19 protein-coding genes are annotated in these 14,215 nt (G+C 37.4%); all 19 read left to right on the top strand.

Features of this window, described 5'->3' with window-relative positions; translation table 11 throughout:
- Positions 1-96 precede the first annotated feature (96 nt).
- Positions 97-552 (top strand): hypothetical protein, encoded by a 456-nt coding sequence (locus AC0L13_RS12795; protein WP_473640163.1) that lies wholly within the window; start codon positions 97-99, stop codon positions 550-552.
- A 16-nt stretch (positions 553-568) separates the two neighbouring features.
- Entirely contained in the window at positions 569-724 is a 156-nt protein-coding gene (locus tag AC0L13_RS12790; protein ID WP_440501045.1) for a hypothetical protein, read from the top strand.
- A gap of 72 nt (positions 725-796) precedes the next feature.
- Entirely contained in the window at positions 797-2,173 is a 1,377-nt protein-coding gene (locus AC0L13_RS12785) for a leucyl aminopeptidase family protein (RefSeq protein WP_473640160.1), read from the top strand.
- Between the two features lie 357 nt (positions 2,174-2,530).
- Positions 2,531-3,472 (top strand): phosphotransferase enzyme family protein, encoded by a 942-nt coding sequence (locus tag AC0L13_RS12780; protein ID WP_473640158.1) that lies wholly within the window; start codon positions 2,531-2,533, stop codon positions 3,470-3,472.
- 173 nt (positions 3,473-3,645) lie between these two features.
- Positions 3,646-3,801, top strand: coding sequence for a hypothetical protein (locus AC0L13_RS12775; protein WP_473640156.1), 156 nt, complete (start codon positions 3,646-3,648; stop codon positions 3,799-3,801).
- Position 3,802: 1 nt separating this feature from the next.
- A complete protein-coding gene (locus AC0L13_RS12770; RefSeq protein WP_473640154.1) occupies positions 3,803-4,327 on the top strand; it encodes a histidine phosphatase family protein in 525 nt (174 codons plus the stop codon).
- A gap of 32 nt (positions 4,328-4,359) precedes the next feature.
- On the top strand, positions 4,360-4,791 hold the full coding sequence (locus AC0L13_RS12765; RefSeq protein ID WP_473640152.1) for an NUDIX hydrolase: 432 nt from the start codon (positions 4,360-4,362) through the stop codon (positions 4,789-4,791).
- Between the two features lie 27 nt (positions 4,792-4,818).
- Positions 4,819-5,553 carry a glycosyltransferase gene (locus tag AC0L13_RS12760; protein WP_473640150.1) on the top strand — a complete coding sequence of 245 codons (735 nt, stop codon included), beginning with the start codon at positions 4,819-4,821 and terminating at the stop codon, positions 5,551-5,553.
- A 175-nt stretch (positions 5,554-5,728) separates the two neighbouring features.
- Positions 5,729-6,658, top strand: a complete 930-nt coding sequence (locus AC0L13_RS12755; RefSeq protein ID WP_473640148.1) for an RNA polymerase sigma factor — start codon at positions 5,729-5,731, stop codon at positions 6,656-6,658.
- A gap of 259 nt (positions 6,659-6,917) precedes the next feature.
- The gene (locus AC0L13_RS12750) at positions 6,918-8,114 is read left to right on the top strand and encodes a serine hydrolase domain-containing protein (protein ID WP_473640146.1); all 1,197 of its coding nucleotides are present in this window, start codon (positions 6,918-6,920) and stop codon (positions 8,112-8,114) included.
- 13 nt (positions 8,115-8,127) lie between these two features.
- Positions 8,128-8,979 carry a pentapeptide repeat-containing protein gene (locus AC0L13_RS12745; protein ID WP_473640144.1) on the top strand — a complete coding sequence of 284 codons (852 nt, stop codon included), beginning with the start codon at positions 8,128-8,130 and terminating at the stop codon, positions 8,977-8,979.
- Between the two features lie 53 nt (positions 8,980-9,032).
- Positions 9,033-9,548, top strand: coding sequence for a GrpB family protein (locus AC0L13_RS12740; protein WP_473640142.1), 516 nt, complete (start codon positions 9,033-9,035; stop codon positions 9,546-9,548).
- Between the two features lie 87 nt (positions 9,549-9,635).
- Complete coding sequence (locus AC0L13_RS12735; protein ID WP_473640139.1) at positions 9,636-10,370, top strand: class I SAM-dependent methyltransferase; 735 nt, start codon at positions 9,636-9,638, stop codon at positions 10,368-10,370.
- A 47-nt stretch (positions 10,371-10,417) separates the two neighbouring features.
- Positions 10,418-10,927 carry an NUDIX hydrolase gene (locus tag AC0L13_RS12730; RefSeq protein ID WP_473640137.1) on the top strand — a complete coding sequence of 170 codons (510 nt, stop codon included), beginning with the start codon at positions 10,418-10,420 and terminating at the stop codon, positions 10,925-10,927.
- 88 nt (positions 10,928-11,015) lie between these two features.
- Entirely contained in the window at positions 11,016-11,561 is a 546-nt protein-coding gene (locus AC0L13_RS12725) for a GNAT family N-acetyltransferase (protein ID WP_473640135.1), read from the top strand.
- A 100-nt stretch (positions 11,562-11,661) separates the two neighbouring features.
- Complete coding sequence (locus AC0L13_RS12720; protein ID WP_473640133.1) at positions 11,662-12,210, top strand: DJ-1/PfpI family protein; 549 nt, start codon at positions 11,662-11,664, stop codon at positions 12,208-12,210.
- An 86-nt stretch (positions 12,211-12,296) separates the two neighbouring features.
- Positions 12,297-12,788, top strand: a complete 492-nt coding sequence (locus AC0L13_RS12715) for a GyrI-like domain-containing protein (protein ID WP_473640131.1) — start codon at positions 12,297-12,299, stop codon at positions 12,786-12,788.
- A 74-nt stretch (positions 12,789-12,862) separates the two neighbouring features.
- Positions 12,863-13,255, top strand: a complete 393-nt coding sequence (locus AC0L13_RS12710) for a hypothetical protein (protein ID WP_473640129.1) — start codon at positions 12,863-12,865, stop codon at positions 13,253-13,255.
- 38 nt (positions 13,256-13,293) lie between these two features.
- Complete coding sequence (locus AC0L13_RS12705) at positions 13,294-14,199, top strand: alpha/beta fold hydrolase (protein ID WP_473640127.1); 906 nt, start codon at positions 13,294-13,296, stop codon at positions 14,197-14,199.
- Positions 14,200-14,215: the final 16 nt, after the last annotated feature.

The raw sequence follows: 14,215 nt of genomic DNA, 5'->3' as shown, positions 1-14,215 counted from the left end.
GGTATTATTCATTGCAAGGTACTGTAGAAAATATTTACACCGAAACTTTTCTTATGATGAGACGTATAGAAGGTAGCAAGTACGGAGGTGTTTTGTATGTTTGGGAGAAAAAAGTCGAAAGCGGAAGAAGCGAATAAAATCTATTTCAACGTTGGCATCATATCGGTCCATGAACTGGACGATACCCAATATGAAACGTGGACGGATGAATTGATGGATGCAGCTGAGAATGTTGGATCTACGTCTTCTTTAGTGCAGGCTAGCTGGGATAAAGATCAATTGAATATCCTTTCAAAGCGTTTTCCAGAAGTGGACATGAATGAAACGGTTTTTATGATAAATGAAATTATCAGTGAGGATGTTGAGAAGGAAATTAAACTGCTTGAGCAACAGCATAAATGGAAAAAGTTCTTTAATACGATTCCGCTTGCAGATTATATTGACGCGGAAGATCGGGTCGTCATGGACGCAAGTAAGACGCTCTTCTGCACGAACGATGTGCAGGAAGCGGCTGGTTTTCTCAAAGAGCAAGCAGGAAAAACAGACATCTAAGTGAGGAGGAAATAGTATGGAAGGAAGCTATTTTGTAGGATGGGGAACACTAGCATTAATCAACGCGGGAATTGCGCAAGGAAAAAATAGAAGCGGTCTGAATTGGTTTTTATTATCTTTATTATTCGGTCCTGTTGCGACGTTCTTCTTAGTCATATCCGAAAAAAGATAATTCTTTAAAAAGTGCTGACATATGGTAAACTATTTCTGTAATCGAAATAAATAGTCGTAGGGGGAATGGAAAATGTTAGAAGTAAAAATCATTTTCGCAAATGATGAATTAATTAGCGGAAACGAAACACGAAAAAATTTCGTAGCGCAGCAAAAGGCAGGTCATTGCTCGGTCTTGATCGAAGAGACGCAGTATGTCGTCATTAAGGAAGTCGAAAAGTCGAACTTGGAAAAGGTCCGTTCGACCGCGGGTGACATTGCGCGTGATTTAGCAGGACAAAAAGTGGACAAAGCGACTGTGCAAGAAGGCGTGCTAAGCAATGTATTTGCTGGCTTGGACAAAGAGGAAGTCTACACTGCATTTGCAGAAGGATGGGATCTCGGTTCCTACCAATTCCTATCATATAAATCTGAAGCAGAGCGATTCAACACGGAACTTGAAGTCGAAGAAAACGATTTGCAAGCAGCTATTCAATCGGGTAAAATCCGTGCAGCAGCTACTGCTTTCTCTCGTGACTTGATGAATGAATTGTCGGACGTCCTGAACCCTGAAACGTATCCTGAAGTATTGAAGCAAAAGTTCGAAGGGAAAGATGTTGAAGTAACTGTACACGGCAAAGAGCAGCTTGAAGAGATGGAAATGAACGGTCTCTTGACAGTAAACCGTGGCAGTAAATACAACCCATCATTCGTGGAAATCCGATATGAAGGAGATGCATCCAAACCGCTTGTTGCGCTCGTCGGAAAAGGCGTTACATTCGATACAGGCGGAATCAGCCTGAAAAGCGGAAAAGATTTAAGCAGCATGCGTATGGACATGGGCGGTTCTGCGGCCGTTGCAGGAGCAATGCAGCTTCTCGTCGATTCACAGGCGAAAGTGAATGTCGTCGCTTTAATTCCAATGGTTGAAAATACGCCAGATGCAAATTCCGTATTCCCTGGCGAAGTGATCCGTTATAAAAACGGAAAAACAGTACAAGTAGGCAATACAGACGCAGAAGGACGCCTCATCTTGGCGGACGCACTTATCCGCGCAGGAGAATTAAATGCGGAATACATCGTCGATATCGCAACACTTACAGGTGCTATCGTAAATGCACTAGGGTCTGAAATTGGCGGTGTCTTCGGCGACGAAGAATTATCGTTCGTCATGAAACAAGTGGGCGACCAAAACGGTGATTTTGTCTGGCCGATGCCGTTAGTAGAAGCTTACGACAAGTCATTGGCAAGTGATTACGCAGACATGAACAATATCAGTTCATTGAACTTTGCGGGCTCGATTACGGCAGGACTGTTCCTTCGCCGCTTCGTGCCGGAAAACAGCAAATGGCTTCACGTCGACATGGCGGGCATGATGAGCAAGTCAAGCGCATCGGGTTATTATGCAAAATCAGCAACAGGCTATGGTGCAAGGTTATTGGCTGACTACACTGTAGAAATTTCAAAATAATAAAGAACGAAGAGGATTGTATGTTCAAACTTGAATATACGATCCTCTTTTTATTAAACTTAATTTTTATTCAAATATTGAAAATACGATTAGGTATGTATAGAATAAAAGGAAATATCTGTTTTGTAGAATGAGTTTAAGAGTTTACTATTATGACAATCATTTGGACATTTATAATCCCCTTCCTTAACTATAATGTCTTAGTGAGATTTCGAACAATAAAAACAATCTACTGGAAGGGGAGAAATGAAAAAAATGGAGACCGAAAAAATACGAGAAATGGTTTAACCGAGTTATAAAATCAAAGCACATACATGAGTCTGTACTATTTATTAAGGAATGGGGGTGATATAAATTATGGAAAAAGAGATACTTAAGTTAATTAATGAAACATATCCAGTCGAGTTACTAGCAGTTGAAGAGGTAACTAACGAGATGTTCCGATGTACTGCAAAACACGATATATATTACGCAAGGATCACCAACTATAAAACTTATGAAGAACAACTAGAAGAAGTTACTTATACGAACTTCCTTTATGAAGAAGGATTAGGAGTATCGCCAACTATTTCTTCATTAAATGGAAATGTAGTAGAAAAGATAATACTTGGCAACAAAGAAGTGTTGACAGTTCTATACAAAGCAGCGCCTGGTATCCATTTACCAAGGGAGCAGTGGAACGCTCATGTATTAAAAGAATTAGGACGGCAAATAGGTAGATTGCATCGTTTTTCGAAGAAATTTGAAGAGCTCCACCAAGTAAAGTATATCAACGATTGGCATGATAATGAGGAATATGCTTTTCTCAGATATATCCCTAAAGAAGAAAGTGTGATTAGGGATATTGCACAAGAAGTTTTATCGACAATTAAAAGGTTGCCCAAAAACAGCTCAAACTACGGATTGCTACATGGAGATTTGTGGTTGGAAAACATATTGGTTGATGGTGAAACAAAGTTGACAATGGTCGATTTTCAAGATTGTGAGAAAAACTTTTATATTTTCGATTTAGCAGTTCCCATATACAGTGCGATCGAGTATTCGTTCGTAGGAGGAGGCAACATAGATGAATACGGGCGGGAGATCACAAGTGCAATTATTGACGGATATCAAGAGGAACATGAACTGCCTGCAGAAATGTTTGAACAACTTCCCCTGTTTATTAAGTTAAAGGAAGTATTTGAATACAGTTTAATGCATATGTACTGGAATAAAGAAAAGGTAACAGAAGAGCAGATTCGAATAATGAACCATTTTAGAATGAGAATTGAACAAAATCTTACGATGTTAAATATATAACACTACCAGTTTGGGTGGATATATATGGATTAAAGCTACAATGAATACATTAACAATGCAATGACATTGAAATCTTTGGTGGAGATACTGCAAAAGAATCTGCAGATTTATGAAGCAGATATGCAGACAGGTATACCTCCCTTATGTTTTTTATGATTGCGTTGGAGTAATCAATGGCAAACGGAAAATTGGGGAATGTAGGCTTGTCTATAGGTAATGGTGAAATGATTCATGCTTGGGACGAAGTGAGAATTGATAATTACCTTGACGTAGAAAAGTTACCAACTGCTCCCGGCGGTCTCAAAAGAAAATCTAATGAGGGGTATTAACATGATCTATGTAGTGAGACATGGACAAACAGATTTGAATAAAGATAGAAAAATGCAGGGGAGGATGGGGTTACCGTTAAACGAGTATGGAATCGAACAAGCTAAAGCTTTAAAAGAAAAAATACAGAAAGTAAAGGTTGATCTTGTATTTTCTTCCCCACAAGAAAGAGCTGTGCAAACAGCAGAAATCATTACCGATGTACGACCTGTATTGGATGATAGATTGGATGTATTTGATTTAGGTGAAGCTGATGGTTTACCTATAAGTAAAGTTAGGATGGTTGGGTCATTACCGGATACTTCTATCTATAAAGGGATTGAAGAACCAACTGAATTTGTAAGTAGAGTGTTTGAATTTATGAAAGAACTTGAAAAACAATATGGGGATAATAAGCTGAATGTTCTCATATCTGGTCACAGATGTACCACTGGTTGTATTGGCGCTTATTTCAAAGGGATACCTACAGATGGAAATATACTGAAATTCTCCTCTGATACGGGCGATTATAAGACATTTAATTTTTAGGATCTAATAACACAAAAGAGGGGGCAATGTTTTTGGGACAAGATACAACACATGTTTATTCACCACCTAAACATTTTGTATCAGCTGCAACTATTGTACTCAATGATCAAAAGGAAATCCTGTTAATTAAAGGACCGATGAGAGGTTGGGAAATGCCAGGTGGAATCGTTGAGGAAGGCGAGTCTTTGAAAGATGCCGCAATTAGGGAAACTAGAGAGGAATCAGGTATTGAAATTGAAGTACTTAAGTTTTGTGGGATATTTCAAAATGTGAACAAATCAATTTGTAATACGCTGTTTTTGGCTAAGCCAATTGGAGGCCAATTAACAACTTCACCAGAGAGTTTAGAAGTAGGGTTCTTTCCTATCGAACAAGCTTTGGAGATGGTAACCTTGGGGAACTTTAGGCAAAGAATAGAGTATTGTCTTGATAACAGTATTCAACCTTTTTATGTGGAATTTTAATTATACAAAGGGAGGGGGACATACTATATGAAAGCAAAAAAGGGTATTAAATTTTCAATTATAATACCTGCTCATAATGAAGAAAAGTATATTGGAAAATGTCTACGATCTATAGCCGAAGCATCAAAATCATATGAAAATCAAGCTGAAATCATTGTCGTGTTAAATCGTTGTACTGACAGAACTAAAGAAATTGCTGAATCATTCAATTGCATTACGATTGAAAATACCGACAAAAACCTTTCAAAGATTAGAAACGCTGGTGTTGATATAGCGAAAGGTGAAATCATCGTTACAATTGATGCGGATTCTCAGATGAACGAACATATGCTGTCCGAAGTGGAAAGATATTTAACAACTGGAAAATACATCGGTGGCGGATCGACAGGAAAATTTGAAAGAATGTCTCTAGGAATATTTGTTTCAACCTTATTGCTAATAGGTCCGCTACTCTTTAAGTATGGAGCTATAACTGTAGGGATATTTTGGTGTTACAAAAAGGATTTTAAGTCGATAAACGGATTTAATGAGAATATGCTTATGGCGGAGGATGCCGATTTTGCAAGGCGTTTAAAAGATTGGGGAAAGAAAAATGGGAAAAAATACGGAACGATAAAAAATGGGATGATCACTTCATGCAGAAAGTTTGATAGACATGGAGACTGGGCTTTACTTAAACGTCCGAAGTTAATCTTTGCATATCTAAAAGGGACCGATCAGAAATATGCAGACGAAGCATATTATGAAAATCAAGATAGATAATAAAAATACAATAGTTTATCAGTTACGAACTTATATACACAGCCCCTTTCAATGGATTAACTGATTTGACCATATCTTCTGCTAAACTTCAGCAAAATAAATTTTTTTCAGGAATCCGTATAATTCTCCCAGACTTATTCGTTATACATATGAAAGAAATTAAGGGGGCTATACTTTGGACGAACAGAAAATGAATCAGGTCATCGGGCTTTCAAAGGAATTACAGAAAGAATTTGAAACTGTTATAAGTGATTTAGGAGACGGATTATGGAGCTATTGTCGCTATCTAACGGGATCTCCCTGGGATGGTGAGGATCTATATCAGGAAACTTTGTTAAAGACTATGGGAGGTTTGTATCAACGTTGGCATGTTACAAATCTAAAATCATATCTTTATCGAATTGCGACAAATACATGGATTGACCATTGTCGTAAAGAAAAGCGGAACCTTGGAACGTTGTCTGAAGCAGATGTACCTGCGGTAGATTTTTCCGATGACCTTGATCTTGAAGTAGCATTGGAAAAACTGTTTCACCTTTTCACACCAAGGCAGACCGCTGTCTTTTTGTTAAAGGAGATCTTCCAATTCAAGGCAGACGAAGTGGCAAGTATAGTAAAAACAACACCCGGAGCTGTGTATGCTACGACAAGAAGAATGAAGGAAAAGCTAAAAGATGAGCCAGAGAGGTCATCGTCGAAAACGAAACCTATTGAGATTGAAAATCAAGTCATTCAGACTTATTTGAAGGCACTAACCAATGGCGATGTGGACGGAATTCTTAAAATGTTCACCGACCAGCCCCATTATGAAGCGTCCCTTGGTTTTCTGGAAACCACTAAGGATGAAATTAGAAATGGATCATTACATTTTGGATTGCCAGGCCACAGAGTGGAACAATATCTTCTATGGGGTCGGCCGATCATTGTTGTGCTAGCAGAATCAAAAAATGGCCCACTCATTCACGATATTCAGTACCAAGAGGTTGAAAACGGAAAAATTGTACTGCACAGAAGTTACTTTTTCAGGAAAGAGTTAATCTTTGCCGCATCAAAGGAGTTAGGTTTTGCTCCACAGCTAAATAAACCTCCATTGAATTGGGAATAGAAGTAATTATTAATTGGCTGTAAGGAAAAGTAACCACACTTGCAAGAGAATTGGGCGCGCTAATGATAATAAGCGCGCTTTTTATAAGAATCAGGCTGGTTTGTGGGATCATACAGAAGATTTTTTTATTCATGTTATATGACTCGCTAGCTATATAAAATTGTGTGCGGAGAGTGACTTAGTGAAATCACTGCAGTTAATATTAGAGAACTATATTAATAAGTATCTAGAATTATGGGATTTTTACGGAGTTATTCAAGTGATCAAAAAAGGGGAAGTGCTTTTCGAAAATGCTTATGGCTATGCAAGTATCGAGTTTGGGATAAAAAATGAAATGAACTCGCGCTTCTCCATCGCTTCCATGTCAAAACAGTTTACAGCCTTTGCGATTATGATTCTCTATGATAGAAATATTCTGGACATCGATAAACCCGCACATTTATACCTCCCTGCTGAAATGCAAATTGACGAATCGATCACTGTCCATCATTTATTATCGCATACCTCAGGTTTATACAATTTCACTAACTTCGAAAATGATTTTTTTGCTGGATACAATAGAATGAATTATTCACGAAACCAATTTTTTCAATTGTATATTAATAAAAAACCTACAAAGACAGCGGGAACAGTATTTGATTACAATAACTCGAACTATAATTTACTTGCATGGATCATTGAAACTGTATCAGGAGAAACTTACGATGATTTTCTACGAAACCACATTTTCTTGCCTTTACATCTGACGAACAGTGATGTTGATGATGGTAGTAAACCGATTAAAAACAGATCATGTAATTACGTAAAAGATTTCGATGCAACGATCAAAAGCCCGTATTACAATGAGAAGTTTAGTATCGGTGCTGGTGCCATCGTTTCGAACTGCGATGATTTGTACAAATGGTATACGTGTTTGCGGGATCGAAAACTACTTTCCGAGAAAGTGTATACTAGGTTTTTTAGTGTGAACAAAAATAATTATTGCTATGGACTTGAGTATCATCATGTTTACGGTACGGACAGCTATTTCCACGGAGGAGATAACCCTGGGATCAGTACTTATATGCAGAATTTTTTCGATGAAGATCTTTGTATCATCATACTTTCCAACAATGAGGAAATAAATCAGTACAGACTGGGCAATGCAATTTCAGATATTTTGCATCATATTGAGGTAGATGTTCCGGTAAAACATAAAGAAATTTCAATCAATGAAAGTCAGCTTAAAAAGTATTGCGGGACATATTTGAAAGATAAGATTGAAATCGAATTCCTGAATGGCAAATTATACTTTACGAGATTCTACGGTAATCTTCATATTGAGCTCTATCCAGTTGGTGAGGGGAGATTTTCTCGAAGATATTTTGATCAAATTCATCCTTATAGTATTGTAGAGAACGAAAACGGCGAATTGTCGTTTTTTGGATATGTAAAAAAAAGTGAAACTGAAATTTAGTGAGGATATTAAGATGGATAATGTAACAGCCAAAGAAATAAGAAAAAGTTTAACAGCTGATTGTTCAAAGTGTTTTGGACTATGCTGCACAGCGCTGACAATTACAGCATCGAGCGATTTTCCAATTAATAAGTCGGCAGGAACCCCTTGTTCAAATTTACAAAATGATTATAGTTGCCGAATTCACAGTAACTTACTAGAAAGCGGGTTTAAAGGATGTACCGTATTTGACTGTTTAGGCGCCGGGCAAATTGTTTCTCAAGTTACTTTCAAAGGGCAAAGCTGGCGAGACAATCCCGAAACTGGACATAAAATGTTTCAAGTGTTTCCGATCATGGAACAAGTACATGAAATGATTGCTTATACAGCTGAAGCATTGTCATATGACATTCCACTTATTTTGTCAGATCAATTGAGTGTACAGTTAAAAGAAATGCAGAACTTAACTATACTTGAAGCTGACCAATTACTATCCCTTGATTTAGTAATGTATAGGTTCAAGTTAAATAAATTACTTTCGGAAACAAGCGAGTATATTCGAGAAAGCATAATTGCAAAGTTACCTACTTCTAAAAATACCAAGAACTATAATCAAGAAAGAGCCGACTGGATTGGCAAAAAATTAAATAGCAAAGATTTAAGGGCTACAAATTTTAGGGGAGCATATTTGATTGCTGTCGATCTGAGGAATGCAGATTTAAGAGGCGTTGATTTTATTGGCGCTGATTTGCGTGATGCCGATGTAAGGGGAGCAAATTTATCTACAAGTATGTTCTTAACTCAAATGCAAATCAATTCGGCGAAAGGTGATGCAAAGACGTCATTGCCGACTTATATACAAAGACCTTCTCATTGGATGAGTTGATAGTATTGTGTTCCAATAAAGAATTTTAGGTTCAATGATAAGGAGGAATTTATTTGAAAGTAAGGCTATCGGAGTACGATGAAAATTGGGTTCGAATGTTCAATGATGAAGTACTTTTCTTAAGAGGTATATTTGGGGAGGAAATCATCAAATTTGAACATTTCGGGAGTACCTCTGTTCCGGGCATGAAGGCAAAGCCAGTCATTGATATGATGTGTCTTGTGAAAGACATTAGAATCATCGATACATTTAATGAGCAGATGCATTCGTTAGGGTATGATGTTGCTGGTGAATGGGGAATTGAAGGTCGACGGTTGTTTCGTAAGGGCAGGGAAAACAGAACTCATCACATTCATGTTTATCAGAAAGATAACCCACATATTCAAAGACATTTAGTTATGAGAGATTATTTGAGAACTCATCCCGAAGAAGTTGAACGATATACATATTTGAAAGAAGAATTGGCTCAGCAAAACGATGACACAGCTTTTTATAGCAAAGCAAAAAAGCCATTCGTTAATGATTTGGAACAGCGGGCTTTGAATTGGTTTGAAAACGAGAAATCCTAATGGAAGATGGAGGATTATGAACTTTGGGGTATATGGCAAGTCACCATATTTCCATGAGTATAATCAGTAAACAGGAGATGGTTGACTATGAAACAAAATAAGTACGATGATCCGGATTTCTTTTCTGCTTATGAACAAATGACTCGCTCCGTTAATGGACTTGAGGGTGCAGGAGAATGGCATATTTTAAAGGAGCTTATACCAGAATTAAAAGATAAAACTGTACTTGATTTAGGTTGTGGTTTTGGATGGCATTGTCGATATGCCGGTGAGCAGCAAGCAAAATTTGTGGTAGGTGTAGATATATCTGAAAAAATGATTCAAAGAGCGATTGAAATGACAAAGGATCCTTCAATTTCTTACATTCATTCATCAATTGAGGACATCGATTTTCCAGACTCCCAATTTGATGTGGTTATCAGCTCGCTTGCGTTTCACTATCTCAAGTCTTTTAACTCCATCAGTAGAAGAATCTATGATTACTTAAAACCAGGCGGAAGCTTTGTTTTTTCTGTTGAACATCCCATTTTTACTTCTCGAAAAGGGCAAGATTGGTATTATGATAACCAAGGGAACCGTCTGCATTGGCCGGTTGATAATTATCAAAAAGAAGGAGTGCGTGAAACGTTGTTCTTAAATGAAAACGTTACAAAATACCATCGCACGATTTCCACATATATAAATGATCTGCTTGATGCAGGATTTATGATAAGCGCAGTCAAGGAGTCGTTTCCTTCAGTCGACATGTTAAAGAGTAATCCTGAAATGGAAGATGAGAACCGAAGACCGATGTTTTTAATGATCTCGGTAGAAAAAAATTAAATATGTTTTTTTCTAAAAACATGCAATGAAAGACTGGAGGGATTCTGGTGGAGCTTTGGGATGTATATGACAAGAACAGGGTTAAAACTGGAAGGAAGCATGAGCGAGGGAAACCTCTTCCTGCTGGAGACTATCATTTGGTCGTCTCAATTTGGATTATTAATAGTAGACAAGAAATTTTGTTAGCCAAACGGCATCCGGATAAACATTATCCGAACATGTGGGAATGCCCTGGAGGGTCTGCTTTAGCGGGAGAAAACAGTCTGGAAGCTGCATTGAGGGAAGTAAAAGAAGAAATCGGTATAGATTTATCAAGTTGTAACGGCAAATTGATGAAAAGTGATAGACGTCAGAATGATTTTCGGGATGTCTGGTTATTTACTCATGATTTTTCTCCTGAAGAAACTGTGCTTCAATCTGAAGAGGTAATAGATGTTAAATGGGTTTCCATAGCGGAACTTGAAAGTATGTTTAACAATGGCATTGTGGTTCCTAGCCTTGGATATTTTAAAAGTTTCTTCTATGAAAAAGTTCAGCAACATGGACAGATAACTTGATTGAATATGTGCTGGAATTACTGATAAACCTCTGCAATTGATTATAACTGATTGCATTTTATTTGAAGAACCGATGGGAGACAGTAATATGATCAATAACCTAAGAAGCGAAAGAGTTATTCTTCGGGAAATGGAAGAAAAAGATTGGATAGACGTTCACAAATATGCCTCGCAAGAAAAGGTTTGTCAATATCAGCCATGGGGGCCAAATTCCGAGCAAGAGTCTAAGGAATTTGTGGATCAGATTCTAATTGACGCCAAAAAGGATCCGAGAAGCCGATTCGTCTTTGCAGTAGTTTTAAATGAAAGCACAGAAATGATTGGTGCTGGTGAGATAAATATTCGAGATTATAGCAATAGAGTCGGTGAGATAGGATACATAGTGAACCCCCAATACTGGGGGAAGGGATTTGCGACAGGAGTAGCGAATCTGTTAATTGAATACGGATTTAATGATTTAAATCTACACCGTATTTATGCCACTTGTGACCCGAGAAATATAGGATCATCAAAGGTCTTAGAAAAGGTAGGAATGATTAAGGAAGGTAGGATGCGTGAGGATTTATTACTAAAAGACGGTTGGCGTGATTCTCTTTTATACAGCATTTTAGAGCATGAGTGGATGAGGAAATAAATTACTGTTTGCGATAATTGAACAAGATACAGCGTCCGAATTAAAGAAATACTGCGAGAAGATGATTGTTTAATAAGAGTTAGGAAAAGGGTGAGTAAACTTGGTTGAAACTAAATATACAGGTATTTTGTTATATCCTCGATTTAGTGAATATGAACTTTCTGTGCTTTTATCAGTATTACATCAAGCTGGAAAACAGATTGTCTATATTGGATTAGACAGTCAAGTTGTAGAAGGAGAAGCAGGACTACGTTGTCTTCCCGAAACTACTATTAATGATATTGATCTAGAAAGAATCGATAGTATTGTGTTACCAGGAGTTGATGATTTTGAACACCTAGTAAACCACAAAGGGCTTTCATCTTTTTTACGTGAGGTTAACGATGGGAGACGTTTGATTGGTGCAATCTCAAGTGCTCCATACCTGTTATCGATGAGTGGCGTGTTGGCCGACAAAAAATATACGACGGGATTAACAGCAGACCAAAGAGAGTTTTTAAGCACATTTATCGAAGAAAACTTTGTAGATAGCAAAGTGGTTGTAGATGATTACATCATTACAGCGAGGGGTTCAGCATTTATTGATTTTGCTTTCAGATTTGGTGACTACTTAAATTTGAAGTATCAAAAAGAATGGTATTATTCATAAGCGTTATCCTTCTTAAGAATTTAAGGAATTCTCATATTGATTGACAATGATTTTTCATACATAAAAAACTACAAAGGGGAATTATAATGCAAAACTTCAATTATGAAATTGTAGAGATACCTGCCTATCGAGGAATCGGACTAAAATGGGAAGGTCCATACACAGAAGTTAGTACTTTGAAAGAACTTATTACTAGCATGAGTGATCGAGTAGGGGAGTTAGATCATGCGATCAATCCAAAAATGCAATTAGGGCTTTCCTATCATCTTAGGCAAGATGGGTTTGTACACTACTCTGTATATGAGGTTGGAGAAGAACAACAGCTTCCTGAGGGTATGGTGGAAATAAATGTACCGAAAATGACGTACTTAACGACACATCATAAAAAGGATCAAATCATTGGTCAAACTTACGATGAAATCTATCAGTGGCTGAAGGAAAATGACTATGAACCATTTAGGGAGTCTGACGTGGAATATTATGATCGTCTGCCGATAAAGCATGAAAGATATCCGCATGATCGCGATGTTAATCATCCTCATTTTGATATCTTAATTCCTATTAGTAAAAAGATATAAAATAAATAATCTGTTGTTCAATTGTTGGGCGATGTGACTTAGGACAATACGAAAGTATAAGGGAGAGTACAAAAATGATTAAGCTAAGATTATTTTTGTTATTATCTTTCGCAATCTTCCTAACCGGATGTAGCGGGGATGATCATACAGCAAGGGAACCGGACAGTCCTTTAAACACGACTTCCTTAATGAAAGAATACGCCCAACAAAATAATTACAGTCAGTTTGAAACCTTAATGCTGGCTGGATTCGATGAAGAAAGTATAACGGAGTTCTATGAAACTGTAAGACGCACAGCCACAGACAGTGCAGATATAAAAAACGTTACGTTAGTCACTTTTGATAATGGCAAAACGTTGCTTGTACATTTAACACCTATAGCCTCTGAAGATGGGGAAGTGTTAATACAAGATGTAATTGAAATTCCAGCAGAAATGGCAGCGTATATTGAGGAAGCGTTAAATTGAAAGCACTAGAAGTAAATTGTAACTACGATTGAAAAAGGATGATTTTAATTAACCAAAATATAGTCGTAAATAATAAAAATTTAGAAGTTCTACAAAAAGGAAGCCATGGAATACCAATCGTTATATTGACTGGGATGGGGTGCTCCTTTGATGATTGGCATGATATTACGGAGGAACTGAGTAATAAGAATAAAGTGATTATGTTTCATAGGCCAGGTCTTGGCATGAGCGAAATTGTGAATGAGAGCAGAACGACACAAGCTGTCGCTGACGAATTAGAGCAATTGCTTCTTCAATTGAATATCCACGAGCCAATTGTTTTGGTAGGGCATTCTTATGGCGGGCTATGCGCACAGCACTTTGTAAAATTATATCCTAATCACGTAATGGGGGTAGTATTAGTAGATTCTACTTCTATTGATTTTGGTATTCTCGATAAATTAAATTTGCCTGTTATAGATGAGGATTCTACTGATGAAGCGTGGATAAAAAAATGTAACTTTTATTCTTCAATGAATAGGGAAGAACTGAACAAAATAATCAGTCCTTCGTTAACGGCGAAACAAAGACAATTCCCACTGGAAATACAGGAAAGATTGTTGGAATTTCAAGTGAATCCTACATTGTACAAGGCGATGTGTTCTGAGTTGAAACATTGGAAAAAAGATGCGGAAATTATAAAGGGATTAGGTGATTTTCCCGATGTACCGCTATTAGTTATCAGCAGGGATAAAGAATACTGCATAAAGCTTGGCGTAGAGGAAGGATTTCCGGAATGGGAATTGCGGGTGTTTGAAGAGAAATGGCAAGAGCTTATTATTGAACAGGCAGGATTATCTAAGAAAAGCAAACTGGTTTATGCCGAACAATCAGGTCACTTAATATATTTGGATAGACCTGATGTTTTGATACAGTGTATCACTGATCTATGCATTGAATGTTGAACTGAAATAAGAGGTG

Source organism: Sporosarcina sp. QA0331 (genome assembly GCF_055808055.1).
Note: the sequence above shows the minus strand (reverse complement) of the source record. Positions and strands in the feature narration are given on the sequence as shown.